The organism is Streptomyces sp. Ac-502 (assembly GCF_045222935.1).
In the GTDB taxonomy this organism is placed as follows: Bacteria; Actinomycetota; Actinomycetes; order Streptomycetales; family Streptomycetaceae; genus Streptomyces; species Streptomyces monomycini.
On sequence record NZ_JBHFFO010000001.1, the window covers coordinates 6,898,973 to 6,924,695 of the forward strand.

Here is a 25,723-nt window from a genome sequence, read left to right on the forward strand (position 1 = left end):
ATCGGCCCCGACGGCCGGTACGCGGTCTTCTCCGCCCTGGCCGCCGACGTGGTGCCGGGCGACACCAACGGCACGTACGACCTCTTCGCCCGCGACCTGGAGCGCGGCACCACCCGGCTGCTGTCCCGCGCGCACGACGGCGCCCAGGGCGACGGCTGGTCCTCCGGCGGGCGGCTCAGCGCCGACAACCGGCGGCTCTTCTTCACCTCGGCGGCCACCAACCTGGTGCCCGGCGACACCAACGGCCAGGTGGACGGCTTCGTCCGCGACCTGCGCACCGGGCGGGTCGAGCGGATCAACGTCGGCGCGGACGGCGGCCAGTCGGCGTCCTGGACGAACACCGCGGCACCCGATGCCACCGGACGGCTGGCGGCCTTCGACTCGCGCGACGAGGGGCTGGTGCCCGGGGACACGAACGCGACGGGCGATGTGTTCGTCCGGCGGCTGGAGCACTGACGTACCGACGCACCGACGTACCGACGCACCGACGTACCGAGGCCGGGGCGCTCGGCCGGAACCGGCGTACGGCGCATCGGCACCACCCGGACATCGGCGTACCGAACCCGGACATCGGCGTACCGACCAGGAGGGGAACCCACCATGAGGACCACCCGCACCACCGCGCGAAGAATCGCCGCCGTGACGGGCGTGTGCGCGCTCGCCGCGCTGCTGCCCGCGACGACGGCCGGCGCCCGGACCCCGCCGCCGTCCGGCACCGAGCGGGCCAGCGTCACCGCCGAGGGGGCGCAGGCCAACGGCGGCTCGTCCGGCTCGGCGATCAGCGCCGACGGCCGGTACGTCGCCTTCGCCTCCGACGCGAGCGACCTGGTGCCCGGTGACACCAACGGGCAGCCGGACGTCTTCGTGAAGGACCTGCGGGCGGGCGCCGTCCAGCGTGTCAACATGGCGAGTGACGGCACCCAGGCCGACTCCTGGTCGTCCACCCCTTCGATCAGCGCCGACGGGCGGTACGTCGCCTTCGCCTCCGACGCGGCCAACCTCGTGCCGGGCGACACCAACGCGGACACCGACATCTTCGTCCACGACCGCCGGACCGGACGGACCGAGAGCGTCACCCTCGACGGGCGGCCCCCGCAGGGCAAGCAGGGCGCCCAGATGCCGGTGATCAGCGCCGACGGCCGGTACGTGGCGTTCGCCTCCAGCCGCGAGGACCTGGTGCCCGGCGACACCAACGGCGTCCAGGACATCTTCGTCCGCGACCGCAGGGCCGGCACCGTGACCCGGGTCAGCGTCTCCGTCACCGGCGGCGAGCAGGCCGCCGGCCCCTCCGCCAACCCGGTGATCAGCTACGACGGCCGCAAGGTCGGCTTCATCTCCAAGGCGTCCAACATGCCCCCGAAGCCGGCCCGGGCCGCGGCCGCCCGCCAGGAGGCCGACCTGCGCAGACCGCACAGCTACCCGTTCTTCCTGCACGACCTGGACACCGGCCGCACGAGCGTGGCGAGCCTCAGCTCGGCCGGTGAGCCGGTGGGCGCCTGGAACGCCTCGCTCAGCCCCGACGGCCGCTACGCGGTCTTCTCCAGCCAGTACGGTGAAGTCGTGCCCGGCCACCCGACGGGCCGCCCGGACCTGTTCGTCCGCGACCTCGCCAAGGGCACGACAGCGCAGGTGAGCCTCACCCACGACGGCAAGCAGCCGCTGACCGGGTCCTCCGGCCAGGGCGTGCTGTCCGCCGACAACCGCCGTCTGTACTTCGAGTCCTCGTCCCCCGACCTGGTGCCCGGCGACACCAACGGCGCCCAGGACATCTTCGTCCGCGACCTGCGGGCCGGCACCGTCGAGCGGGTCAGCGTCGCCACCGACGGCACCCAGGCCCAGGCCTGGTCCTCCAACGCCTCCACCGACGCCACGGGCCGCCACGTCGCCTTCGACTCCGACGCGGCCAACCTGGTCCCGGGCGACACGAACGGGGTCTCGGACGTGTTCGTACGGCGGGTGAGGCCGTAACCCCGTACCCGGGCCCCGGCCGCCCGTCCCCGGGCCCCCTAGGCCCTGTCCAAGTCGCAGGTGAACGCCCACAGCTCGACGCCCGGCACCGGTGCCCAGTCCCGCTCGGGTATCCGGGTGAACCCGATGCGCTCGTACACCCGATGGGCCTTCTCGACGTGCGGCATCGTGGAGAGCACCATGCGGGACAGGCCGAGGGAGCGGGCGCGGTCCATGCAGGCGCGAACCAGCGTCTCGCCGATGCCGCGCCCGCGGCCGTCGGGGGCGACGGCCAGCATCCGGAACTCGCCCTCGTCGGGAGCGGCTATCTCGGCGTACGGGCTGCCGGGGGCGGCGAAGGTCACCACCCCCAGCACCGCGCCGTCGGCGTCGACCGCCGTCAGCACCTCGGCGTGCTCCGCCCGCCGCGCGACCTCGCGCAGCTTGCCCGCATACGGGTCGTCGGCCCCGAACGCCAGCAGTCCGTCCGCCGCGTAGGCCGCCACGAGGAGTTCGCCGATCGCTTCGAACTCCTCCGGCCGCGCGGCCCTGATCGTGATGTCCATGAGCCCAGTGTGCACCGGGGGTCTGACAACGGGCCCCCGGCGACGCACCCGGCCCCTCAGTGCCCCGCCGGCACCCCGGCCGTGACCGGCGGCAGATCCGCCTGGACGCCCTTGTCGCCCACGTCCGCCGTGTAGTCCTCCGGGGACGTCTCGTCGACGCCGTCCGGGGCCTTCGTGGCCCGCAGGACCACCGTGAGGACGACGGTGACCAGCACGTTCAGGACGAACGCGGTCAGCCCGATGTAGCCGATCTCGCCGATGCCGGGAATCTCCGCGCTGGAGCCGCCGAAGTGCTTCTGCGTGGGGCCGGCCACCCCGTACGCCGCGAGCGTGCCGTAGACCATGCCGGCCGCCCAGCCGGCCAGCAGCGCCCACCGGTGGAACCAACGGGTGAACAGGCCGCCGACCAGGGCCGGCATGGTCTGGAGTATCCAGATGCCGCCCAGCAGCTGGAAGTTGATGGCTACGGTCTTGTCCATCGTCAGAACGAAGACCAGCGCACCCACCTTCACCAGCAGTGACACCAGCTTGGCCACCTTGTGCTCCTGTGCGGGCGTGGCGCCGGGCCTGAGGAAGTCCTTGTAGATGTTGCGGGTGAACAGGTTCGCCGCGGCGATGGACATGATCGCGGCGGGCACGAGGGCGCCGATGCCGATCGCGGCGAACGCCACGCCCGTGAACCAGTCGGGGAACATGTCCTCGAACAGCTGCGGGATCGCCAGCTGCCCGTTCTGCACCTTGATCCCGGCCGCCACCGCCATGAAGCCGAGCAGCGCGAGCAGCCCCAGCATCAGGGAGTACAGCGGCAGGATGGTGGTGTTGCGGCGGATCACGTTGCGGCTGCGGGAGGACAGCGTCGCGGTGATCGAGTGCGGGTACATGAACAGCGCGAGCGCCGAGCCGAGGGCCAGCGTCGCGTACGCCCACTGCGCGTTCGGGCCGCTCGCCAGTTCGCCGCGTGGTTTGCCGGTCGCCGGATTCGGCTGCGCGAAGGCGTCCTCGGCCACCGCGAAGATGTGGTCGAAGCCGCCCAGCTTGATCGGGATGTAGATGATCGCGACGATGATGACCAGGTAGATCAGCCCGTCCTTGACGAACGCGATCAGCGCGGGCGCCCGCAGCCCGGACGAGTAGGTGTACGCCGCGAGCACGCCGAAGGCGATCAGCAGCGGCAGGTCCTTGACGAACCAGTGGGTGTTCTCGCCGCCGCCGACGCCCATCACGTCCAGCACCGCCTGGATGCCGACGAGTTGCAGCGCGATGTACGGCATCGTGGCGAGGATGCCGGTGATCGCCACGGCCAGCGACAGGCCCTTGGAGCCGAACCGGCCGCGCACGAAGTCGGAGGTGGTCACGTACCCGTGCTTGTGCGACACCGACCACAGCCGGGGTAGGAAGGTGAAGATCAGCGGGTAGACGAGGATCGTGTACGGGACCGCGAAGAACCCGGCCGCGCCCGCCGCGTAGATCGCCGCGGGTACGGCGACGAAGGTGTACGCGGTGTAGAGGTCGCCGCCGAGCAGGAACCACGTCACCCAGGTGCCGAAGCTGCGGCCGCCCAGGCCCCATTCGTCGAGGTTGTCGGACTGCGCGGCCTTGCGCCAGCGCGCCGCCAGGAAGCCCATGACCGTGACGGCCACGAAGAAGAAGATGAAGACGGCGAGCGCGACGCCGTTCACGCCGTCCTTCACCGCGACGCACCCCCTTGCGCAGCCGCTGCTCACGCCGGACCAGCTTGTAGGCGATCATCGTGAGCGCGGTCGAGATCAGCACCCACAGCATCTGGTACCAGTAGAAGAACGGGATGCCGACGAGCGTCGGCTCCACCTTGGCGTACGAGCCCACCCACAGCATCGCCACGAAGGGCGCGACCAGGCACAGCCCGGCGGTCACGCGGCTGGGCGTGACGACCGGGGCGGCTCTGCCCGCTGGTGTTCCGGCTGATTCGGACGGCTCTGGCATGGCCGTGGCTCCGTTCCCTGGCGGTCCCTTGGTGATCACGCGTGCAATGGGCAGGAAATCTAAGCCAGGGAAGTTGTACGCGTCACTACCTGTCCGCATATCGGTACGGCAACGACGCCCGCCGTCTCCGCCGCGCGCCGGCCCCGCCGCCTCAGCAGCAGCGGAAGCCGGAGCGGGGTCGCCCTCGCGCGCGTCGGCCCGCCGCCGCTCGAACTCGCGGCGGCCGGGCACCGGCGCGTCGGGGGCGTGCTGCCGGACATGCGCGACGTACCGCTCGTACGCGCTCTCGCCGGTCAATTCCCGTACGTACCAGCGGATCCAGCGCAACCCGCGCCGGGCCGCCGCCACGACCGGCGCCGCGCTCACGGCCCGCTCCGCTCCGCGGCCGCCAGCTCCGCCTTCTCCTCCTTGGAGGCCACCAGCCCGGCGGGCGCGACGATCGCCGACCGCACGTACGGAGCCTCGCTGAGCCGGGTCGCCGCAGGGTTGCGCAGGTGCCGTACGCACACCCGCGCAGCGTCCGCGATCACCACCACGATCAGCAGGGCGAGCACCGCCGACAGCACGCCGTCCACCGTCGAGTTGGTGACCACCGTGTGCATGTCGTCCATGGTCTTGGCGGGCGGCAGCACCTTCCCGGCGTCGATGGCGTCCTGATAGACCGAACGCTGTGTGAAGAAACCGACTTTGGGGTCGTCGGAGAAGACCTTCTGCCAGCTCGCGGTGAGCGTCACGGTGGCGTCCCAGACGAGCGGCACGCCCGTGAGCCAGGCCCACTTGAGGCGGCCGGACTTCACCAGCAGGGTCGTGCAGACGGTCAACGCGACCGCCGCCAGGAGCTGGTTGGCGATGCCGAACACCGGGAACAGCTGGTTGATGCCGCCGAGCGGCTCGTGCACGCCGACCCACAGGAAGTAGCCCCACAACGCCACCACGGCCGCGCTGCACAGCACCAGCCCCGGCTTCCAACCCACCCTGCGGAACGGCTTGTAGACGTTTCCCAGCATGTCCTGGAGCATGAACCGGCCGACCCGGGTACCCGCGTCCAACGCCGTGAGGATGAACAGCGCCTCGAACATGATGGCGAAGTGGTACCAGAACGCCTTCATCCCGGCACCGCCGAAGACCTGCGAGAAGATGTCCGCGACCCCGACGGCGAGGGTGGGCGCGCCGCCCGTACGGGACAGCAGGGTGTGTTCCTCCACGGCCTTGGCCACGGCCGCCAACTGGTCGGGGGAGATGCTGTATCCGAACTGGGCGACGGCCTGTGAGGCCGACTGCACGGTGTCGCCGATGACACCGGCCGGGGCGTTCATCGCGAAGTACAGCCCCGGATCGATGATCGACGCGGCCACCAGGGCCATCACCGCGACGAACGACTCCATGAGCATCGAGCCGTAGCCGATCATGCGGATCTGGGTCTCCTTCTGCACCATCTTGGGCGTGGTGCCGGAGGAGATCAGCGCGTGGAAGCCGGAGAGCGCGCCACACGCGATGGTGATGAAGACGAACGGGAAGAGCGATCCGGCGAAGACCGGGCCGTCACCGCGTCCGGCGAAGTCCGTGACCGCGTCCATCTTCAGGTTGGGCAGCGTGACCAGCACCCCGACCGCCAGCAGGCCGATCGTGCCGATCTTCATGAAGGTGGAGAGGTAGTCGCGCGGTGCCAGCAGCGTCCACACGGGCAGGACGGAGGCGATGAACCCGTACGCCACCAGCCAGACGACCAGCGTCCCCGGCTCCAGCGTGAAGGTGTCGGCCCAGGAGGAGTCCGCGACCCAGCGGCCCGCGACCAGCGCGAGCAGCAGCAGCGCGACACCGATCAGGGAGACCTCGGTGACCCGGCCGGGGCGCAGGGCCCGCAGGTAGAAGCCCATCAGCAGGGCGATGGGGATGGTCATGCCGATGGAGAAGGTGCCCCAGGGGGACTGGGCGAGCGCGTTGACGATGATCAGCGCCAGCACGCCCAGCAGGATGATCATGATGGCGAAGGCGGCGAGCAGCGCGGCGGCGCCGCCGACCACGCCGATCTCCTCGCGCGCCATCTGCCCCAGCGACCGGCCGTCGCGCCGGGTGGAGAAGAACAGCACCACCATGTCCTGCACGGCGCCCGCGAAGATCACCCCGACGATGATCCAGATGGTGCCCGGCAGATATCCCATCTGGGCGGCGAGCACCGGTCCGACCAGCGGTCCGGCGCCCGCGATGGCCGCGAAGTGGTGCCCGAGCAGCACCCGCCGGTCGGTGGGGTGGAAGTCCACGCCGTCGTTCAGCCGCTCGGCGGGTGTGGCTCGGGTCCGGTCGAACTTCAGTACGCGGGTCGCGATGAAGCGCGCGTAGAAGCGGTAGCCGATGGCGTACGAGCCGAGGGCGGCGGCCACCATCCAGGCGGCCGAGACCTCCTCGCCGCGGGACAGCGCGAGCAGCGTCCAGCCGGCGGCGCCGGCCAGCGCCACGGCCGTCCACAGCGCGATCTTCCGGGGATCGGCGGCACTTCGAGGTCTGCCTGCTGGGCGCACCTGTACGTCCTCCCGTCGACGCGACGACGGAAGGACCGTAGAGGCAGGAGGGCGGCTCGCGCCATACCCCGGCAGGCGGTGCGTCGGGCCCGGCGCGTACGGCCGCGGACGGCGGACCGTACGGCAGCGGGCCCGGCGCCCGTCAGTCGGCCGGCCGCCGCAGCCGGGCCACGAACTTGTAGCGGTCGCCGCGGTAGACCGAGCGCACCCACTCCACCGGCGCGCCCTCGGCGTCGAGGGAGTGCCGGGAGAGCATCAGCATCGGCAGGCCCACGTCCGTACCGAGCAGTCCGGCCTCGCGCGGTGTGGCCAGCGAGGTCTCGATGGTCTCCTCCGCCTCGGCCGGCCGGACGTCGTAGACCTCGGACAGCGCCGTGTAGAGCGAGGTGTACTTCACCAGGTTGCGGCGCAGCGCGGGGAAGCGCTTCGCCGACAGGTGGGTGGTCTCGATGGCCATCGGCTCGCCGCTGGCCAGCCGCAGCCGTTCGATGCGCAGCACCCGGCCGCCGGCCGTTATGTCCAGCAGCCCGGCCAGGCGGTCGTCGGCCGTGACATAGCCGATGTCGAGCAGTTGCGAGGCCGGTTCCAGGCCCTGGGCCCGCATGTCCTCGGTGTAGGAGGTAAGTTGCAGGGCTTGTGAGACCTTGGGTTTGGCGACGAACGTACCCTTGCCCTGGATGCGTTCCAGCCGGCCTTCGACGACCAGTTCCTGGAGGGCCTGGCGTACCGTGGTGCGGGAGGTGTCGAACTCCGCCGCCAGGGTCCGCTCCGGCGGGACCGGCGTGCCCGGGGGCAGCGTCTCGGTGATCTCCAGCAAGTGGCGCTTGAGGCGGTAGTACTTGGGCACTCGGGCGGTACGCGCGCCGCCGCCGTTGTCCGCACTGCCCCCGTCGGTCTCCATGACCCGCCTCTCCGACTCCTGTCGCGCTGCCGTCACCGGCTCCTCCGTACGTAGCGGCTCATCGTGGCACGGGTGGGGTCCCGATGCTCCCTTGCTGGTCCGTGCCCGCTCGCGGGGCCTGACGCCAACGTAGCGTCTGCCCTGCGGACGGACGCCGCCGTAGCGGCGACAGGCCCCAGATGTCGGTCCGGTAACGGACCTGACAGCGACTCTTATACACCCTTGACACCCCAAAAGGTCTAGGCCAAGCTGCGGGCACTGGTCTAAACCATTAAAGACCACTCACGGTTTTCAGGGGAGAGCGCAATGAAGCGTGGACTCATAGCGGCGACGGCAGTCGCGGGAATGTTGGTGAGTGTCGCTGCCTGTGGGTCCGGCGACAGCAAGACGGCGGGGGCCTCGGACTTCAAGGGCAAGAAGCTCATCGTCTGGGTCATGGACGGCTCCAACCCGGCGCAGTGGACCAAGCAGGTCTCCGAGGACTTCAAGAAGAAGACCGGCGCCACGGTCGAGTTCCGCGTCCAGCAGTGGAACGGCATCCAGCAGAAGCTGACCACCGCCCTCTCCGAGAGCAGCCCGCCCGACGTCGTCGAGATCGGCAACACCCAGACCGCCGCGTACGCCAAGGCCGGCGCCCTCGCGGACCTGGGCGACCTGAAGAAGGAGATCGGCGCCGACTGGACCGACTCCTTCAACAAGGCCGCCATGGCCGACGGCAAGCAGTACGCCCTCCCCTGGTACGCGGGCAACCGCGTGGTGATGTACAACAAGAAGATCTGGGCGCAGGCCGGCATCAAGGAACTGCCCAAGACCCGCGCCGAACTCTTCAAGGCGTTCGACACCATCAAGCAGAAGACCCAGGCCGAGCCGCTCTACCTCCCCGGCCAGAACTGGTACTTCTTCGACGGCCTGACGATCGGGACCGGCGCCGACCTGGTCAAGAAGGAAGGCGACAAGTGGGTCTCCAACCTCGGTGACCCCAAGGTCTCCAAGGCCATGGACATCTACAAGCAGTACCAGGCCTTCAGCACCGCCCCGAAGAACAAGGACGAGGCCACCCCGCAGCAGGCCGAGATCTTCTCCAAGGGCAAGACCGGCGCCATCATCGCCATGGGCTACGAGGGCCCCACCGCCGTCAAGGCCGACCCGGCCATCAAGGACGACATCGGCTTCTTCCCCATCCCGGGCGAGACCGCCGACAAGCCCGAGGGCGTCTTCCTCGGCGGCTCCAACCTCGCCGTCGCCGGCGGCGGCCAGAACCAGGAACTCGCCAAGGAGTTCCTGAAGGTCGCGCTGTCCAAGAAGAACGACGGACAGATGGTCAAGGAGGTCGGCTGGAGCCCGAAGTCCCCCGACCTCGCGTCCGCCGCCAAGGGCAACCCGGCCGCCGAGGCCGCCGCGCCCGGCGCCGCCAAGTCCAGCGGCACCACCCCGCTGATCCCCGAGTGGGCCCAGGTCGAGAACACGCCGAACCCGATCAAGGCGTACATGACCGCGGTGCTCAACGGCAAGGCCCCCGCGGACGCCGCGAAGGACGTCGAAGGCGAGATCAACAAGCGGCTGGCCCAGAAGCAGTGACCGACGGCGTGCCCCGCGGTCCGGTTCGCGCGGACCCGTAACGGCACGCCCCGGCACCAGAAACGCGGTCCCCGCGGCGGCGCCAGCCGCGGGGGCCGCCACCGTACGGGGGTCCGTACGGAGTCGTACGGGTTCCGTACGGGAGCCGGCCGTCCCGGCCCCCGTACGGGACCGACCAGCGTGAGCACGACCAGGTGATGGGGAGCGGGACATGTCAGTGCAGATCGAGGACGCGGTTCGAGACTCCGCGCCGCGGATCGGCAAGGGCGGCGCCCCGCCGCCCCGGCGCGGCCGGAAGGCCGGCCGGGCCGCCAGAAGCGCCCCCTACCTGCTGCTGATCCCCGCCCTGGCCGCCACCGCGGTCTTCCTGGGCTGGCCCATGGTGCGGAACCTGATCATCTCGTTCCAGAACCTGAACATGAAGCAGCTGATCCAGCACCTCACCGAGTGGCGCGGCTTCGACAACTACGCGGAGATCCTCGGGGGCGAGCAGTTCTGGCGGGTCACGCTCCGCACCGTCGTCTTCACCGCCGTCAACGTCACCCTGATCATGGTGCTGGGCGTCCTGATCGGGCTCCTGCTGGCCAAGCTCGGCAAGAAGATGCGCCTGACGCTGTCCGTCGCGCTCGTCCTGACCTGGGCGATGCCCGCCATCGCCGCCACCACCGTCTTCCAGTGGCTGTTCGACGCCCGCTACGGCGTCGTCAACTGGGTCCTGGACGCGCTGGGCTGGCACTCCATGGCCCACTTCGACTGGGTCGGCAGCCAGCTGTCCACCTTCTTCGTCATCACCGTACTGATCGTCTGGCAGTCGCTGCCGTTCGTGGCACTGAACCTCTACGCCGCGACCACGACCATCCCCAAGGAGCTGTACGAGGCGGCCCGGATGGACGGCGCCGGCACCTGGAAGGTCTTCACCAGCGTCACCTTCCCCTTCCTCAAGCCGTTCTTCCTGGCAACGACGTTCCTCGAGGTCATCTGGGTCTTCAAGGCCTTCCCGCAGATCTTCGCGATCAACGAGGGCGGCCCGGACCGGCTCACCGAGACCCTGCCGATCTACGCCTTCACCGAAGGCGTCGGCAACCTCCACTTCGGCATGGGCGCGGCCATCTCGCTGCTGACCATCGTCGTCCTGCTCGCCATGACCGCGTACTACCTGCGACTGACCCTGAAGCAAGAGGAGGACGAGCTGTGAACCGCTCACTGCTCGGCCGCATCTGGCCCAACGCGACGGCGATCGTGCTCGCCCTCGGATTCGTCTTCCCCGTGTACTGGATGTTCACCACGGCCTTCAAGCCGAACAGCGACATCATCACCGAGGACCCGGTGTGGTTCCCGTTCCACGGCACCTTCGAGCACTTCACGACCGCCGTGAACGCGCCGAACTTCTGGACCCTGGTGGGCAACTCCGTCACCGTCACCGTGCTGGCGGTCGGACTCTCGCTGCTGATCGCCCTGTGCGGCTCCTTCGCCATCGCCCGGATGCGCTTCAAGGGCCGCAAGGGCATCATCCTGACCTTCATGGTCGCCCAGATGGCGCCCTGGGAGGTCCTGGTCATCTCGATCTACATGATCGTGCGCGACGCCGACATGCTGAACAGCCTGGTGCCGCTGACCTTCTTCTACATGCTCATGGTGCTGCCCTTCACCCTCCTGACGCTGCGCGGCTACGTCGCCGCCGTGCCCAAGGAACTGGAGGAGTCCGCGATGGTCGACGGCTGCACCCGCCGGCAGGCCTTCGTGAAGATCATCTTCCCGCTGCTCGCCCCCGGCCTGATGGCCACCTCGCTGTTCGGCTTCATCACCGCCTGGAACGAATTCCCGCTGGTGCTGGTTCTCAACAAGGAACCGGACAAGGGCACGCTGCCGCTGTGGCTCTCGCAGTTCCAGAGCCAGTTCGGCGACGACTGGGGCGCCACGATGGCCGCCGCCTCCATCTTCGCCGTACCGATCCTGGTCCTGTTCCTGTTCCTGCAACGCAAGGCGGTCAGCGGACTGACCGCCGGCGCAGTGAAGGGATGACGCGCGCCATGACGACACTCCTGCACCCGGCCGACACCCTCACCCGCGACGCGCTCACCGTCCTCCAGCCCGGCTTCACCGGCACCTCGGCGCCCGACTGGCTGCTGCGCCGGCTCGGCGAGGGCCTCGCCTCGGTGGGCCTGTTCGGACGCAACGTCGCCTCACCCGAACAGCTCGCCGCGCTCACCGCCCAGCTGCGGGCCGAGCGCGACGACATCCTCGTCGCCATCGACGAGGAGGGCGGCGACGTCACCCGCCTCGAAGTACGCGGCGGCTCCTCCTTCCCCGGCAACCTCGCCCTGGGCGCGGTCGACGACACGCGGCTCACCCACGACGTGGCCCGCGAACTCGGCCGCCGCCTCGCCGAATGCGGCGTCAACCTGAACTGGGCGCCGTCCGCCGACGTCAACTCCAACCCGTCCAACCCGGTCATCGGCGTCCGCTCCTTCGGCGCCGACCCCCGGCTGGTCGCCCGGCACACCGCCGCGTACGTCGAAGGACTCCAGTCCGCCGGCGTCGCCGCCTGCGCCAAGCACTTCCCCGGCCACGGCGACACCGCCGTCGACTCCCACCACGACGTACCGCACATCGCCGCCGAACTGCGCACCCTCCAGGAACGCGAACTGGTGCCCTTCCGGGCCGCCATCGCCGCGGGCACCAAAGCCGTGATGAGCGCGCACATCCTGCTCCCGGCCCTGGACACCACACTGCCCGCCACCCTGAGCCGCAACGTCCTCACCGGCCTGCTGCGCGCCCCCGCCTCCGAAGGCGGCCTCGGCTTCGACGGCCTGATCGTCACCGACGGCATGGAAATGCGGGCCATCTCCGCGACGTACGGCATCGAGCGGGGCAGCGTCCTGGCCATCGCCGCCGGCGCGGACGCCATCTGCGTCGGCGGGGGACTGGCCGACGAAACCACCGTGCTGCGGCTGCGGGACGCCTTGGTGAGGGCGGTACGCGACGGAGAGCTGTCGGAGAAGCGGCTCGCCGACGCGGCAGCACGGGTCCGCGCCCTGGCGCGGTGGACCCGGAGTGCGGGCGCGACACAGGGGACCCTCCCTGGGGAGCGAGGGGTCGCGCCCGCACCCGAGGCCGGCCTCGTCGCGGCCCGCCGCGCCCTGCGCATCACCCGTAACGGCCCGTACGAACCGCTCACCGCGCCCGCCTATGTCGCGGCGTTCACGCCCGTCGCCAACATCGCTGTCGGTGATGAGACGCCTTGGGGGGTCGCTGCTGAGCTGAGTCGGCTGGTGCCGGGTACCGAGACCGGTACTTACGGGAGTGGCGGGGGAGCGGCCGGTGGTGGGGCCGGGGGCGGTGGCGGAGCTGCTGGGGACGGCGGCGAGGCTGCCGGGGACGGTGGCAGGGCTGAGGGTGCTGGTGCGGCTGGGAGCCCCGGCGCGGCCGGGAGTCCTGGCGCGGCTGGGAACCCTGGTGCGGCTGGGTGTGGCGGTGCGTCCGGGCTGTCCGCGCAGGTCGCGGAGGTGCTGCGGGCGGCGGGTGAGCGGCGGATCGTCGCCGTCGTACGCGACGTCCACCGGCACGCCTGGATGGCGGCCGCCCTGGACGCCCTGCTCGACGCCCGCCCGGACACGGTGGTCGTCGAGATGGGACTGCCGCAGGCACCGCCGCGCGGTGCCCTGCACATCGCCACCCATGGCGCGGCCCGCGTCTGCGGCCGCGCCGCCGCGGAGGTCATCGCGGGGGCCTGAACCCCCGCCGGGCCGCGGAAGGGGAGCCGCGGCCCGGCGGGAACTCACGCGGTGCCGGCGCGCGGAGGCCACGGGTGGCGCTTGGAGGCCGCTGGCGGCGCTCGGAGGCCACTGGCGGCGCGCGGACGTAATGGTGGCGCGTGGACGTGGCACCGGCGCGCGGACGTGGTGCTGGCGTGCTGACGTACTTGCGGCGCGGAGACGGACGCCTGGCGTAAGACGCGTCGCGGCCGGGGCACCCATGGTGGGTGCCCCGGCCGCGACACGCCGTGCGGGGTGCGGCGGCGGTCCGTGTCCCGCCTTCCGCGACCTTCTCCCGCGATGCGTCTTCCGCGCTCCGTCTTCCGTGATCCGCCTACAGCCCCTGCCATTCCGGCTTGGCGGCGTACGTGGCGCGGAAGTAGTCGGCCAGCTTGAGCTTGGACGCGGCGGCTTCGGTGACCACGACCGTGGCGTGCGGGTGCAGCTGGAGCGCGGAGGCCGGCACCAGCGCCGAGACCGGGCCCTCGACGGCCTGCGCGACGGCGTCCGCCTTGTTCTCGCCGGTGGCCAGCAGCACCAGGTGGCGGGCCTCCAGGATGGTGCCGATGCCCTGGGTGATGACGTGGTGCGGCACCTCGTCCGGGCTGTCGAAGAACCGGGCGTTGTCCTCCCGGGTCTGCTGCGTCAGCGTCTTGATGCGGGTACGGGACGCGAGCGAGGAGCACGGCTCGTTGAAGCCGATGTGCCCGTCGGTGCCGATGCCCAGCAGCTGGAGGTCCACGCCGCCGGCCTCGCTCAGCGCACGGTCGTACGCCTCGCAGGCCGCCTGCACGTCCTCCGCGGTGCCGTCGGGCCCCATGAAGGAGTCCTCGCCGAGCCCCAGCGGCTCCACGACCTCGCGCAGCACCACGGAGCGGTACGACTCGGGGTGCCCGGCCGGCAGCCCGACGTACTCGTCGAGCTGGCAGATGCGGGCACGCGAGACGTCCACACCACCGTTGCGGACCGTGCCCGCCAGCGCTTCGTAGACGGGCAGCGGAGTCGATCCAGTGGCCACACCCAACAGCGCCTCGGGCTTGCGGCGCACCAGGGCGGCGATGGCCTCCGCGATCAGCTCGCCGCCTGCCTTGGCGTCCGGGACGATGACAACTTCCACGCTTTGCCTGCCGATCTGGAGAATGGACTCGTGTGGTATAGACCAATCTACCAGAGCCCGCCCCTCCACCCCCGGAGACATCAGACGGCCCGCAACTGAACAGCGAGCCAATTGAGGGGGCGGAGGGAGGGCGGACGGAGGCGGCACCGGGCCCGGGCGGAGGCGGCGGCGGATCCGTTCGGAGGTGGCGGCGGGGCCGGTCGGAGGTGGCGGCGGGCGCGGCCACGGGGTGCGGCGGACGCGGCCGGAACGGCACGGCGGGCGCGGTGGCGGGGACCGGGGCGCGCGTGGTCGACTGGCGTCGAACGCCGCGGATTCCGCGCCCGACGCGGCCGCTCCGGCCGCCACGGCCATCGCGACTGATGCGGCCATCGCGGCCAGTACGGGTGCGGCGGCCACTTCACGGTTACGCGATACGTGACAGATGCGCGACCGACGCGCACAAGCGTTCTTCCGAGCGCCGCGGCAACGGTACGCGAACGGTACGACGGTACGCGAACGATACGCGGGCACGGCAGACCACGGGAGGCAGCCAGGATGTCCGGCACGGCGAACCGCACGCTGCACGACAACCCCGACGAACGGCCCGGCCGCTACATGACCGCCGAGATGGCCGAACAACCCGACGTCCTGCGCCGCATCCTCGCCGAGGGCGCGTCACGCATCCGTACCGTCGCCGAGCAGGTCGCAGCCCGCCGGCCGCGGTTCGTCCTGTTCACCGCGCGCGGTACGTCGGACAACGCGGCCCTCTACGCCAAGTACCTGTTCGAAGTGCGACTCGGCATGCCCTGTGGCCTCACCTCCATGTCCACGACCACCGCCTACGGCGCGCGGCCCGATCTCAGGGACTGCCTGGTCGTCACGGTCAGTCAGTCCGGCGGTTCACCCGACCTCATCACCTCCACCCGGGCCGCCCGCGAGGCCGGCGCCATCACCCTCGCGGTGACCAACAACGCCGGATCGGCGCTCGCCGGCGTCAGCGAGTTCCACGTCGACGTGCTGGCCGGCCCGGAACGCGCCCTGCCCGCCACGAAGACGTACACGGCCGAACTCCTCGCCCTCTACCTCTTCGTCGACGGCCTGCGCGACAGCTGGGGCCACCCGGGCCCGCACGCCGCGGGCGACCTGGCCGCGAAGGCGCTGCCGGACCTCGCCGAGTCCGTCCTCGCCCGCCACGCCGAGGTCAAGGCCCTCGCCGCCCGCTACCGCTTCGCGGAGCGCATGGTGCTCACCTCGCGTGGTTACGGCTACCCGACGGCCAAGGAAGCCGCCCTGAAGCTCATGGAGACCAGCTACATCCCGGCCCTCTCCTACTCCGGCGCGGACCTCCTGCACGGCCCGCTCGCCATGGTCGACAACATCTCCCCGGTGATCGCGATCGTCACCGACGGCAAGGGCGGCGAGGCGCTGCGGCCCGTACTGGAGCGCTTGCGTGACCGGGGCGCCGACCTGGTGGTCATCGGCAGCCGCGCCGAGGTCGACCGGGCCGCGGCGGGCTTCGCGCTGCCGACCGACGGCGTGGCCGAGGAACTTCAGCCGGTCCTCGAAATCCTCCCCCTCCAAATGCTCGCCTACGAGGTGACCCTCGCCCGAGGCCAGGACCCCGACGCCCCCCGCTCCCTGGCCAAGGTCACAAAAACCCACTGACCCGCCCCACCCTCTCCCCACCCCACCCCTGCCGCCTCTCCTCCCTTCCCCTCAGCCCCACCCCTGCCGCCTTCTCCACCCGCCCCACCCCTGCCCGACTTCTCCCCTCCGCCCCGTTCCCCTTGCTCTCTCCCCCCGCCCCGCCCCCACCCTGTCCTCTTCCCCGCACGATCCCGCCCCGCTCCGCCGCCCCGCTTTCTCCCCCCCCGCCCCCTACCCCACCCCACCCACGAAAGCGCCTCTTGAGCTTGATCCATGCGCCCCCGGGCGACCAGTACGCAGCGCGCCGGACACCGGACGCCGGACGCCGGACGCCGGACGCCGGACACCGGACACCGGACGCCGGGCACCGGGGGCGGACACCGGGTGCCGGGGGGCGGACGCCAGGGGTCGGGGGCCGGACCCGGGTGCCGGGCGCCCCGGTGACGGCGCCCGGGGAGGAGGCGCGGCAGTCAGCGATCGACCGTCTGGGAACAACGGGCCTGGCGCTGAGGGCTGCGGACTGCCCCCGATGCGCTCTCCCCCGGGACCAACCGCCACCCGATGCCCGGGCCCCGCCTGCCCGCCGTCAGAGCAGCGCTCCCCTCTAGACCCGAGCCCCCTCCAGAGCAGAGCCCTCCTCCAGAGCAACGCCCCCTCACCGGGACAGCGCCTCCGTCAGGGCAGCCCTCGCCGTTAGGCCGTGACTGATGGCTCTTGGACCGTGTCGTGGCTCAGATGACGATGACGATGACGATGACGATTGTGGTCAGGGCGCCGTTGAAGATGTGCGCGCGTTTGTCGTAGTGGGTGGCCACTGTGCGGGACTGCTTGCACTTGCTCACGCATCGCTTGACCGCGTTGCGCTGCCGGTACTGGCTGGTGCTGAAGGCCGGTGGGTGGCCGCTGGCCCGGCCGGGGCGCCGGCGGTTGGCCCGCTGGTCGGCCGGTTCGGTGATGGTCGTCTTGGAGTTCCGGCGGTGCAGGCAGGAGCGGTTGGTGCGGCTGAATACGCCTTGTCCCCTCGCAGACGGTTCGGAGCAGCGCGGGCGGCCCGGCCCCCACCGCCGGATCGGCAGCCCCTCCAGGACGGGCTTGAGCAGGGGACTGTCGGACTGCTGCCCCGGGGCGGCCTTGCAGGTCAGCGGACGGGCGGGCGGGCCGCCGGCCAGCAGATGCACCTTGCTGATCAATCCGCCCCGGGAGCCCCCCAGGACCTCACGTCCTCCGTTCTTTCACTCGCCTCCGGCCCCGTTTTGTGAGACGTCGCCCGAGGGCCGGTGCCGGGCCTCGGCCGTGTGCTGGTGGGGCCGGCAGGAGGTTCAGGAGGTGGAGTCGATGTTCGCCGCCCACTCCCACTCCCGCTTCAGATCACGGACCAGTGCACCGTCGGGGCCACCAGCGTCGTCCTCGATGTGCAGCTCACTCAGGATGCGTTGCGAGGTGCCGTCCGCCGACCAGCGCCGATGGTGTTCGTAGACGGTCTGCCAGGGGCCGTTCCGTTCGAGCAGATCTGGCCAGGGCACCCCGGTACGGATCCGGAACAGCACCCTGTTGACCACCGTCCGGTGATCCGCCCACTGCCCGCCGGGCCGGCCGTTGACCGGCAACAGTGATTCGATCGCCTGCCGCTGCGCATCGGTCAGCTCATGTCGTAGCACCATGCCCGACGCCTGCCCGGACCCGAGCGGGGTCCAACCCGCCGACAAGAGCCATCAGAAACGAGATAGAGCCGTGGATCCTTCCCCATCAGAGCAGCGCCACCCTGGTAGAGCAATGCACTCTCCAACACGACAGCACCACCCAGTCGCGACAGCCCTTCTCCGTCATGGCAGCCCCCGGTTAGAGCAGCGCAGCCCCAGTCGCAGACCCCCTCTAGGCAGTTCTCTCCTTGTAGCAGCCCTCCCGTCAGGGCAGACGCCCGTCGCACATCCCCGTCACAGTCCACCCGTCAGCGCAGCACCCCCGTGCGAGCAGCCCCCTCCCCGTCACAACAGCGCACCCCCCGTCGCATCGACCCACTGGCCCGTGATCCAACGGCTGTCGTCCGAGGCCAGAAAAGCGACGATGTCGCCGATGTCGCGGGGCTCGCCGACGCGGCCCAGGGGAGATATCTCCGCGGACGTCCGCCATGCCTCCGGATCGTCGCGGAGCCAGGCCGCGTTCATGTCGGTGTCGATCACGCCAGGGGCGACCGCGTTGACCGTGATGCCGCGGGGGCCCAGGTCCTTGGCGAGGGTCGAGGTGAAGACGTCGAGGGCGCCCTTGGTCATCGAGTAGGCGATCAGCTCGGGGGAGGCGGCGCCGCGGGTGAGGACCGTAGAGATGTTGATGATGCGGCCGCCGTCGCGCAGTCGCGCCAGGCCCAGCTGGGTGACGAAGAACGGAGCCTTCGTGTTGACTGCGAAGACGCGGTCGAAGTCTTCTTCGGTGACGCCCGGCAGTGGTTCGCGCCGGCCGTCGATGCCGGCGTTGTTGACCAGGATGTCCAAGCCCTCCGTCTGGGCGTCGAACGCGGACCACAGTGCCGCCGCGTCACCCGGCACGCCCAGTTCGGCGCGGAGAGCGAAGGCCTGGCCGCCCGCCTCCTCGATCGCCGTCACCGTCTCCTTCGCCGCCGCCTCGTCGCGTCCGTAGTGCACCGCTACCAGCGCGCCGTCCCGCCCCAGCCGCTCGGCGATCGCCCGGCCGATGCCCCTGCTGCCGCCCGTGACCAGCGCCGTCTTGCCTGTGAGCACGCCCATGACCGCGCCCCCTTTTCTGTATCGGTTGCTATAGAAAGACCGTAGCAGGGTTTTCGTAGCGAGCGCTATAGAATTGGGGGATGGCAACGAAACAGCGTGGGCGGCCCCGGTCCTTCGACCGCGAGACGGCCCTGGAGCAGGCGATGCGCGCCTTCTGGGAACACGGCTACGAAGCCGTGTCGATCGCCGACCTCACCGAGACCATGGGCATCAAGGCGCCGAGCCTGTACGCGGCGTTCGGTGACAAGCGGACGCTCTTCGAGGAGGCGGTCGAGGCGTACGTCCGGGATTTCGGCGCCTTCTCCGGCCAGGCCCTGACCGAGGAGCCGACGGCGCGCCGGGCCGTGGCGCGGATGCTGCACGAGGCGGCGGCCTTCCACACCCTCCCGGGCTATCCGCGCGGCTGCATGATCATCACGGCCGCCACCAACTGCACGGTGCAGTCCGAAGAGGTCATGCGCAGCCTTCAGGGACGCCGCGCGCAGACCGTGGAACTGCTCGAAGGGCGGATCCGGGAGGACATCCGCAGTGGTGAGCTGCCCGGTGACATCGACGCGCACGCGCTCGCGACCTACGGCGCGACCGTGCTCCAAGGCATGTCGCAGCAGGCGCGGGACGGGGCGGACCGTACGACCCTGGAGCGGGTCGCCGAACTCGCGATGGCCGCCTGGCCCGCCGGCCGGAGCGATGAGGAAGGGGAGGGCGGCTCGGCGCGGGAGGCGTAGGGGAAAGGGGGAGGGGGTGAGGTGGAGTGGGGTGGAAGTCTGTCGGTCCGGAAACACCCGCGGGCCGCGGCGCCGGGACAGGACCCTCAACCTGTCCGGCACCGCAGCCCGGAGCTTCATCGGCCGGCCCGGCGGCAGGAGGCGCCCCACGTGCGGTAGGAACATCCGCCTGCCCAGAGGCCGGTCGACCGGAGGCCGTCGCGCAGTCAGGGCAGAGAGCGCTCGGGCCTCTTTCCGCTCTCCTGTGCGGGGAGAGCGGAGGTTTCTGGAGGTTCGCGAAGTCTGTGCCGGTACCGCGGGCCCTGAGGCCGCGCCCCTCGCGGGGTGCGGTACCGACTCATTGTGGACTAGACCAATCAGATCTGTCCATGGCCTTGCAAGGACAACACCTACACCGTACGCCGGTAGGCTCCAAGGCGTGCCCTCCATGAACGATCTCGTACGCCAGCACACCGCCCTCAGCGACTCCGACCTGGAGTGGCTGCACCTGCTGGTCTCGGAGTGGCAGCTGCTCTCCGACCTGTCCTTCGCCGACCTCGTGCTGTGGGTGCCCACCCTCGACGGCACGCGGTACGTGTCCGTCGCCCAGATGCGGCCCAACACGGGGCCGACCTCCTACCAGGACGACATGGTCGGCCACCTCGTTCCGCGCGGCCGCCGCCCGATGCTCGATTCCGCCCTGGACGAGGGACGGATCGTACGGGAGGGCGATCCCGAGTGGCGCGAGGAGGTGCCGGTACGTGTCGAGTCGATCCCGGTGCGCCGCGAGGGCCGGGTGCTGGGCGTCATCGCGCGGAACACGAACCTGCTGACGGTACGGACGCCGAGCCGGCTGGAGCTCACGTACCTCCAGAGCGCCTCGGACCTCGCCCAGATGATCGCCGCAGGATCCTTTCCCTTCCCCGGCCAGCAGGTCGACATGGACGCCTCGCCGCGGGCCGGCGACGGGCTGATCCGGCTGGACGCGGACGGCGTCGTCCAGTACGCCAGCCCGAACGCGCTGTCCGCCTACCACCGCCTCGGCCTCGCCGCCGACCTCGTGGGACACCACCTGGGCCAGACCACCGCCGAACTGGCGCCCGCGCGCGGCCCCGTCGACGAGGCGCTGGTCAAGCTGGCCAGCGGCTGGGCGCCCCGGGAGTTCGAGGTCGAGGGCGAGGACGGGGTGATCCAGCTGCGCGCCATCCCGCTCAAGCCCAAGGGCACCCACATCGGTTCGCTGGTCCTGCTGCGCGACGTCACCGAACTCCGGCGCCGCGAACGGGAACTGATCACCAAGGACGCCACCATCCGGGAGATCCACCACCGGGTGAAGAACAATCTGCAGACCGTCGCCGCCCTGCTGCGCCTCCAGTCCCGCCGGATGGACTCCGAACAGGGGCGCGAGGCGCTCAACGAGGCCGTACGCAGGGTCGGTTCGATCGCGATCGTGCACGAGACACTGTCCCAGAACCTGGACGAGCGGGTCGAGTTCGACGAGATCGCCGACCGGGTGCTGGCGATGGTCGCCGAGATCGCGCCGGGCGCCGTGACCACGCGTCGTACGGGCCGCTTCGGCATACTCGACGCCGAGGTCGCCACCCCTCTCTCCATGGTCCTCACGGAGGTCCTGCAGAACGCCCTCGAACACGCCTTCGTGCCGGGTGACCAGGGATCCGTCGAGGTGGGCGCGGTCCGCGGCGGCAGCCGTACGGAACCCCGTCTGCTGGTCACGGTTCAGGACAACGGCCGCGGCCTGCCGGACGGGTTCGACCCGCACCGGGCCGGCAATCTCGGGCTGCAGATCGTCCGTACGCTCGTGGAGGGCGAGTTGGGCGGAAAGTTCGACATGGTGCCCGGAGCCGAACGGGGCACCCAGGTGATTCTCGACATTCCCGTACGCGCCGAGAAGCACTGATGAAGACACCGCTCATCAAGTGAGCGGCGAGCGCGTGGAATTCGGGAAATACGGAGAAAATACCGCGCGGTGCACCTGGTCCGCCGAATGGCCGTACAGCAGAACGACGTAACGGAAGAGTGACGGCGGGGGCGGCGAATGGACAACGCCGGGGTGGGGTAAGTCACCAGGGACGCCCGGGAGATGAAGGTCCGGACCTTTCCGGAGGCGCGGACGAAGGCGGGGCGGGGCGCGTCGGGGGTGCGGGCGGAGGTTGGAGCGAGGGCGGCAAGGGCGAGGGTGGCAGGCAAGGGTGAGGGCGGGGTGCGCCGGGTGGGCGGGGTGCGCCGGGTCGGCGGTGAGCCGCAGGCCGGCGGGTCCGGACAGCAGTAAGCCCCGGACCTATCCGGTCCGGGGCTCAAAGCTCACGTTGCGTGGGGAGCTCCCAGGCGCTCAGGGCGCTGGGGGAGCATCGGGGGTACTGCGCGCTGCGGCTCGGGGGCCACGGGGGCGTCTGGCGGTCAGGCGCTGGCGTTGCGCGCCCGGTTGCGAGCTGCACGGCGCTTCATGGCGCGGCGCTCGTCTTCGCTGAGACCACCCCAGACGCCGGAGTCCTGGCCGGACTCAAGCGCCCACTGCAGGCACTGCTCCATGACGGGGCAGCGGCGGCAGACGGCCTTGGCTTCCTCGATCTGCAGCAGCGCAGGACCGGTGTTGCCGATGGGGAAGAAGAGCTCGGGGTCTTCCTCGCGGCAAACGGCGCGGTGACGCCAGTCCATGGCTGCTCCATCTCCTCGTGTGACGGGATCGTTGCTTGTGAATGTGAACGCTTTCACGAATCCCTCCACAAGGGAAGGGCCGAACCCCAGTTGAGAACTGGTGCGGTCCTGAAGAATGAGGAGGAGGATTCGGGCTCTCAAGGGGGCCGGTAGAAACGGCCGTCCCGATCGCCATGAAGAGACTCGCAAACCTCGGCGGCGGATACAACCCCTTCCGGAAACTTTTTTTGATTCCTTGGTGTCGCCTAGGTCACAGCCGTACTTCTAGGGGGTGGAAGTCAGCCTAAACGTTCGACTGAAAGGACTTTAGGCCCTACTGCTCACACAATCACACGCAGTGCACGGCGAACGCCTGTGAACGTCACGCTCGTACGGAGTCCCAGGTGGTCACCGTCCATCTGGAAGGGCAGTGGCGCCTGCGAATGCAAGGTGAAGTCCGTCAAGTCATGGAGCGAGACCACATGCTTGCCCCGGGGGCCGCGCTCCGGTGTTGACGCCAGGAGCTGGGTCGCGTAACGGGTCACCGCGGATGCGGACAGTTTGGACAGGGCGAACACGTCGAGCGCCGTGTCGAAGGAGGCCGCCGGGGCCGGGTAGACCGGGCGATTGCCCAGGTAGGTCCAGGGGGCGGTGTTGCAGATTATCGACATGACCAGCTGTTCCACCGGGTCCTCGCCCGGGCGCTCCAGGGTGATCGTGCCGTGCCGGCGGTTCGACTCGCCGACGTACTGGCGCAGCACCTGCCGCATGTAGAGCGAGTGCGTCGAACGCTTGCCCCGCTCCCGCTGCTGTTCGACCCGGCCGACCACGCCCGCGTCGAAACCGAAGCCCGCGCAGAACGTGAACCAGCGGGCCGGTACGCCCTCGTCCTCCGTGCCCGGCGTGCCGGCGGCCAGCCCCAGGCCGACCGTGCGTTCGCTGCCGTCACGCAGCGCGTCCAGGAGGGCGCCGGTCGCCTCGACCACGTCGTTGGGCAGACCGAGGGCCCGGGCGAAGACGTTGGTGGAGCCGCCGGGGACGACGGCCAGGCGCGGAAGGGACTCGGGGGCGGGGCCGTGCGTCAGCAGACCGTTGACGACCTCGTTCACCGTGCCGTCGCCGCCGAGCGCGACGACCAGCTCGATCTGCCCGCCCTCGGCCGCCTGCCGGGCCAGGTCCCGGGCGTGTCCGCGGTAGCGGGTCTCGGCGACCTCCAGCTTCAGATCGCTGGCCAGCGCGTGGGTGAGCACTTCACGCGTACGCGCACTGGTGGTGGTAGCTGCGGGATTGACCACGAGAAGTGCGCGCATGTGCAGCAGGGTACCTACCTGCCGGTACCCGACCCACTCCCTGCCCGCCGTGCGGAGGGGGTCCCGGGGCTACCCTGCTGGGGTGAGCAGTAAGCAGAAACGGCCCGCGGCCAAGGCGGCCAAGCCCTCCCGGCCGGCCGAGGCGACACGGGGCAGTAAGCCGGACGGGGAGAACGTGCAGGCCGGGGGTGCCAAGGCCGGATCGGGCGGAAAGTCCGGGAAGGCCGAGAAGCCTGCGAAGGCGGAGAAGGCCGGGAAGGGCGGTTCGGGCGGGAAGGCGGGCGGGAAGCGGCCGGACGCCAAGGCCGGCGCGACTGCCTCCTCCGGACCGAGCGGGCCGCGGCCGGCCCGGCTCAGTGCCGCCGCGGTGCTCACCGCCGTCGAGGGTGTGGCGCTGGCCGCCCTCGGCATCTACATGCTCGTCGACGGGCTGGCCGGCTCGCCCGACAGTCCGCGGCAGGCGGAGACGGGCGGCCTGACCGTGATCGCGCTGGCGGTGCTGCCGCTGGTCGCGGCGCGCGGGCTGTGGCTGCGGCGCCGCTGGAGCCGCGGGCCCTCGCTGATCACCCAGATCGTGGCGTTCCCGGTGGCCTGGACGCTGATCAACGGCGGTGGCGCGCTGATCGCGGCCGGTGTCGGTCTGGCGGTGGTCGCGATCGCCGTACTCGGGCTGCTGGTGAATCCGACGGCCACCGAGGCGCTGGGGATCACCCCGAGGGAGTGAGGGACGGCGTCCGAGGTGCGCTCCCGACCGCGGGCGCCCCGTACGACGCCCCGCATGTGACGTACGCCGTACGGAATCCGCGCCCGCCGTACGAGGCCCCGCACGCGGCGCCCCACGCACGACGCCCCGGGCTCGGACATCGAGGCCGGGGCGGTGGCGGTGGTGCACATGCGGGTGACGGGTGCAGGTGCTGCCGGGCTACTCCTCCACCAGGAGCTTGTCGCGGAGCTGGGCCAGGGTGCGGGCCAGCAGGCGGGAGACGTGCATCTGGGAGATGCCGACCTCCTGGGCGATCTGCGACTGGGTCATGTTGCCGAAGAAGCGCAACAGCAGGATCTTCTTCTCCCGCGGCGGCAGGTCCTCCAGCAGCGGTTTGAGCGACTCGCGGTACTCGACGCCCTCCAGCGCCTCGTCCTCGGCGCCCAGGGTGTCGGCGACGGCCGGTGACTCGTCGTCGGTGTCCGGTACGTCCAGGGACAGGGTGCTGTACGCGTTGGCCGATTCCAGGCCCTCCAGGACCTCCTCCTCGGAGATCGCGAGGTGCTCGGCCAGCTCGTGGACCGTGGGGGAGCGGCCGTGGCGCTGTGAGAGCTCGGCGGTCGCGGTGGTCAGCGACAGTCTCAGTTCCTGGAGGCGGCGGGGCACCCGGACCGCCCAGCCCTTGTCGCGGAAGTGCCGCTTGATCTCGCCGACGACCGTGGGCGTGGCGTACGTGGAGAACTCCACGCCGCGGTCGGGGTCGAAGCGGTCCACGGACTTGATCAGGCCGATGGTGGCGACCTGGGTCAGGTCGTCCAGCGGCTCGCCGCGGTTGCGGAAGCGCCGGGCCAGGTGCTCGACGAGCGGCAGATGCATCCGTACGAGCGTGTTGCGCAGCTCGGCGCGCTCCGCCGATCCGTCGGGCAGCTTGCGGAGCTCGTAGAACATCGCCCGCGCGCCGCTGCGGTCATGGGGGTCGTGAGGGTCATGAGGGTGGTGCGGGGTGTGCGGATCGCGCTCGGTCCGCTTGTTCTCGCTCTGGTCCATGTGGTCCGCCCGCTCTGCCTGCTCCGCCGCGTCCAAACGGCCGCCGTGGTCATCCGCGCCCACCGGTTGCGGCCGGGCATGATGCTGCTCGGGGATGGCCGTGACGGGCGCCATCCGCGTGCCGCTTTCAAGATCCTTCACGGGGCCCCCTGTTCGGTCATGACGGTCCGGGACCGGCGCCGCGCTCCTTGTACAGGCTGATGGTGACCGTACGGTCCTCCGCGACGGTGGAGTCGACCTTGCCGGCCAGCGCGGAGAGCACCGTCCAGGCGAAGGTGTCGCGCTCGGGGGCGCGGCCGTCGGTCGTCGGGGCCGAGACGGTCACCTGCAGCGCGTCGTCGATCAGGCGGAAGACGCAGCTCAGTACGGAGCCGGGCACGGCCTGTTGCAGAAGAATCGCGCACGCCTCGTCCACGGCGATGCGCAGATCCTCGATCTCGTCGAGGGTGAAGTCCAAGCGGGCTGCGAGTCCGGCCGTGGCCGTACGCAGCACCGACAGGTAGGCACCCGCAGCGGGCAGCCGGACTTCCACGAAGTCCTGGGTCCCGGGCTCGCCTGCGATCTGGGACACCCTCACCTCCAAGGTGAC

22 protein-coding genes and 1 pseudogene are annotated in these 25,723 nt (G+C 70.7%); 10 read left to right on the top strand and 13 right to left on the bottom strand.

Annotation, left to right across the window (positions count from 1 at the left end):
• Positions 1-48: 48 nt before the first annotated feature.
• Together ACEXOX_RS31565 and ACEXOX_RS31570 are read left to right on the top strand one after the other, a co-directional pair.
• On the top strand, positions 49-456 hold the full coding sequence (locus ACEXOX_RS31565) for a TolB family protein (protein ID WP_406524427.1): 408 nt from the start codon (positions 49-51) through the stop codon (positions 454-456).
• A gap of 144 nt (positions 457-600) precedes the next feature.
• On the top strand, positions 601-1,968 hold the full coding sequence (locus tag ACEXOX_RS31570; protein WP_406524428.1) for a TolB family protein: 1,368 nt from the start codon (positions 601-603) through the stop codon (positions 1,966-1,968).
• Positions 1,969-2,006: 38 nt separating this feature from the next.
• Here the strand turns inward: ACEXOX_RS31570 and ACEXOX_RS31575 are convergent, their stop codons facing one another.
• The 5 genes and pseudogenes from ACEXOX_RS31575 to ACEXOX_RS31595 form a co-directional block, all read right to left on the bottom strand.
• A complete protein-coding gene (locus ACEXOX_RS31575) occupies positions 2,007-2,513 on the bottom strand; it encodes a GNAT family N-acetyltransferase (RefSeq protein WP_406526530.1) in 507 nt (168 codons plus the stop codon).
• Between the two features lie 56 nt (positions 2,514-2,569).
• Positions 2,570-4,204: a monocarboxylate uptake permease MctP gene (gene mctP / locus ACEXOX_RS31580; protein WP_406524429.1), complete on the bottom strand. Its 1,635-nt coding sequence runs from the start codon at positions 4,202-4,204 to the stop codon at positions 2,570-2,572.
• A 25-nt stretch (positions 4,205-4,229) separates the two neighbouring features.
• Positions 4,230-4,841 (bottom strand): annotated as a pseudogene (locus ACEXOX_RS31585) (CstA-like transporter-associated (seleno)protein); the annotation flags it as partial.
• Positions 4,838-6,994, bottom strand: a complete 2,157-nt coding sequence (locus ACEXOX_RS31590) for a carbon starvation CstA family protein (RefSeq protein WP_406524430.1) — start codon at positions 6,992-6,994, stop codon at positions 4,838-4,840. The pseudogene ACEXOX_RS31585 and the gene ACEXOX_RS31590, both read right to left, overlap by 4 nt.
• Positions 6,995-7,136: 142 nt before the next feature.
• On the bottom strand, positions 7,137-7,895 hold the full coding sequence (locus ACEXOX_RS31595; protein ID WP_030022135.1) for a GntR family transcriptional regulator: 759 nt from the start codon (positions 7,893-7,895) through the stop codon (positions 7,137-7,139).
• Positions 7,896-8,240: 345 nt separating this feature from the next.
• On the opposite strand from ACEXOX_RS31595, the gene ACEXOX_RS31600 reads away from it, so the two are divergent.
• The 4 genes from ACEXOX_RS31600 to ACEXOX_RS31615 all read left to right on the top strand — a co-directional run bounded on the left by ACEXOX_RS31600 (position 8,241) and on the right by ACEXOX_RS31615 (position 13,207).
• Positions 8,241-9,473, top strand: coding sequence for an extracellular solute-binding protein (locus ACEXOX_RS31600; RefSeq protein WP_406526531.1), 1,233 nt, complete (start codon positions 8,241-8,243; stop codon positions 9,471-9,473).
• A 211-nt stretch (positions 9,474-9,684) separates the two neighbouring features.
• The gene (locus ACEXOX_RS31605; RefSeq protein ID WP_406524431.1) at positions 9,685-10,668 is read left to right on the top strand and encodes a carbohydrate ABC transporter permease; all 984 of its coding nucleotides are present in this window, start codon (positions 9,685-9,687) and stop codon (positions 10,666-10,668) included.
• A complete protein-coding gene (locus ACEXOX_RS31610; RefSeq protein WP_406524432.1) occupies positions 10,665-11,495 on the top strand; it encodes a carbohydrate ABC transporter permease in 831 nt (276 codons plus the stop codon). Before ACEXOX_RS31605 ends, ACEXOX_RS31610 begins: the two co-directional genes overlap by 4 nt.
• A gap of 8 nt (positions 11,496-11,503) precedes the next feature.
• The gene (locus ACEXOX_RS31615) at positions 11,504-13,207 is read left to right on the top strand and encodes a glycoside hydrolase family 3 protein (protein WP_406524433.1); all 1,704 of its coding nucleotides are present in this window, start codon (positions 11,504-11,506) and stop codon (positions 13,205-13,207) included.
• A 355-nt stretch (positions 13,208-13,562) separates the two neighbouring features.
• On the opposite strand, the gene nagB is transcribed toward ACEXOX_RS31615, so the two are convergent.
• Complete coding sequence (nagB, locus tag ACEXOX_RS31620) at positions 13,563-14,345, bottom strand: glucosamine-6-phosphate deaminase (RefSeq protein WP_406524434.1); 783 nt, start codon at positions 14,343-14,345, stop codon at positions 13,563-13,565.
• Between the two features lie 537 nt (positions 14,346-14,882).
• Here nagB and ACEXOX_RS31625 point away from each other — a divergent pair.
• Complete coding sequence (locus tag ACEXOX_RS31625; RefSeq protein ID WP_406524435.1) at positions 14,883-15,992, top strand: SIS domain-containing protein; 1,110 nt, start codon at positions 14,883-14,885, stop codon at positions 15,990-15,992.
• A 713-nt stretch (positions 15,993-16,705) separates the two neighbouring features.
• Here ACEXOX_RS31625 and ACEXOX_RS31630 read toward each other — a convergent pair.
• From ACEXOX_RS31630 to ACEXOX_RS31640, 3 genes are all read right to left on the bottom strand, one after another.
• The gene (locus tag ACEXOX_RS31630) at positions 16,706-17,164 is read right to left on the bottom strand and encodes a hypothetical protein (RefSeq protein WP_406524436.1); all 459 of its coding nucleotides are present in this window, start codon (positions 17,162-17,164) and stop codon (positions 16,706-16,708) included.
• Positions 17,165-17,293: 129 nt separating this feature from the next.
• Positions 17,294-17,635 (bottom strand): transposase, encoded by a 342-nt coding sequence (locus ACEXOX_RS31635; RefSeq protein WP_406524437.1) that lies wholly within the window; start codon positions 17,633-17,635, stop codon positions 17,294-17,296.
• Positions 17,636-17,959: 324 nt separating this feature from the next.
• Positions 17,960-18,715, bottom strand: a complete 756-nt coding sequence (locus ACEXOX_RS31640; RefSeq protein ID WP_406524438.1) for a glucose 1-dehydrogenase — start codon at positions 18,713-18,715, stop codon at positions 17,960-17,962.
• Between the two features lie 80 nt (positions 18,716-18,795).
• Here ACEXOX_RS31640 and ACEXOX_RS31645 point away from each other — a divergent pair, with 80 nt between their 5' ends.
• Together ACEXOX_RS31645 and ACEXOX_RS31650 are read left to right on the top strand one after the other, a co-directional pair.
• A complete protein-coding gene (locus ACEXOX_RS31645) occupies positions 18,796-19,440 on the top strand; it encodes a TetR/AcrR family transcriptional regulator (RefSeq protein WP_406524439.1) in 645 nt (214 codons plus the stop codon).
• 427 nt (positions 19,441-19,867) lie between these two features.
• Positions 19,868-21,337 (top strand): sensor histidine kinase, encoded by a 1,470-nt coding sequence (locus ACEXOX_RS31650; protein ID WP_406524440.1) that lies wholly within the window; start codon positions 19,868-19,870, stop codon positions 21,335-21,337.
• Between the two features lie 500 nt (positions 21,338-21,837).
• Here ACEXOX_RS31650 and ACEXOX_RS31655 read toward each other — a convergent pair whose 3' ends face one another.
• Positions 21,838-22,095, bottom strand: coding sequence for a WhiB family transcriptional regulator (locus ACEXOX_RS31655; protein WP_003983230.1), 258 nt, complete (start codon positions 22,093-22,095; stop codon positions 21,838-21,840).
• 320 nt (positions 22,096-22,415) lie between these two features.
• Positions 22,416-23,384: a diacylglycerol kinase family protein gene (locus tag ACEXOX_RS31660; protein ID WP_030017263.1), complete on the bottom strand. Its 969-nt coding sequence runs from the start codon at positions 23,382-23,384 to the stop codon at positions 22,416-22,418.
• A 175-nt stretch (positions 23,385-23,559) separates the two neighbouring features.
• On the opposite strand from ACEXOX_RS31660, the gene ACEXOX_RS31665 reads away from it, so the two are divergent.
• On the top strand, positions 23,560-24,108 hold the full coding sequence (locus tag ACEXOX_RS31665; RefSeq protein ID WP_406526532.1) for a hypothetical protein: 549 nt from the start codon (positions 23,560-23,562) through the stop codon (positions 24,106-24,108).
• Between the two features lie 198 nt (positions 24,109-24,306).
• On the opposite strand, the gene ACEXOX_RS31670 is transcribed toward ACEXOX_RS31665, so the two are convergent.
• Both ACEXOX_RS31670 and ACEXOX_RS31675 read right to left on the bottom strand, forming a co-directional pair.
• Positions 24,307-25,248: an RNA polymerase sigma factor SigF gene (locus ACEXOX_RS31670; RefSeq protein ID WP_406526533.1), complete on the bottom strand. Its 942-nt coding sequence runs from the start codon at positions 25,246-25,248 to the stop codon at positions 24,307-24,309.
• Positions 25,249-25,291: 43 nt separating this feature from the next.
• A complete protein-coding gene (locus tag ACEXOX_RS31675) occupies positions 25,292-25,705 on the bottom strand; it encodes an anti-sigma factor (RefSeq protein ID WP_003985353.1) in 414 nt (137 codons plus the stop codon).
• Between the last annotated feature and the right edge of the window lie 18 nt (positions 25,706-25,723).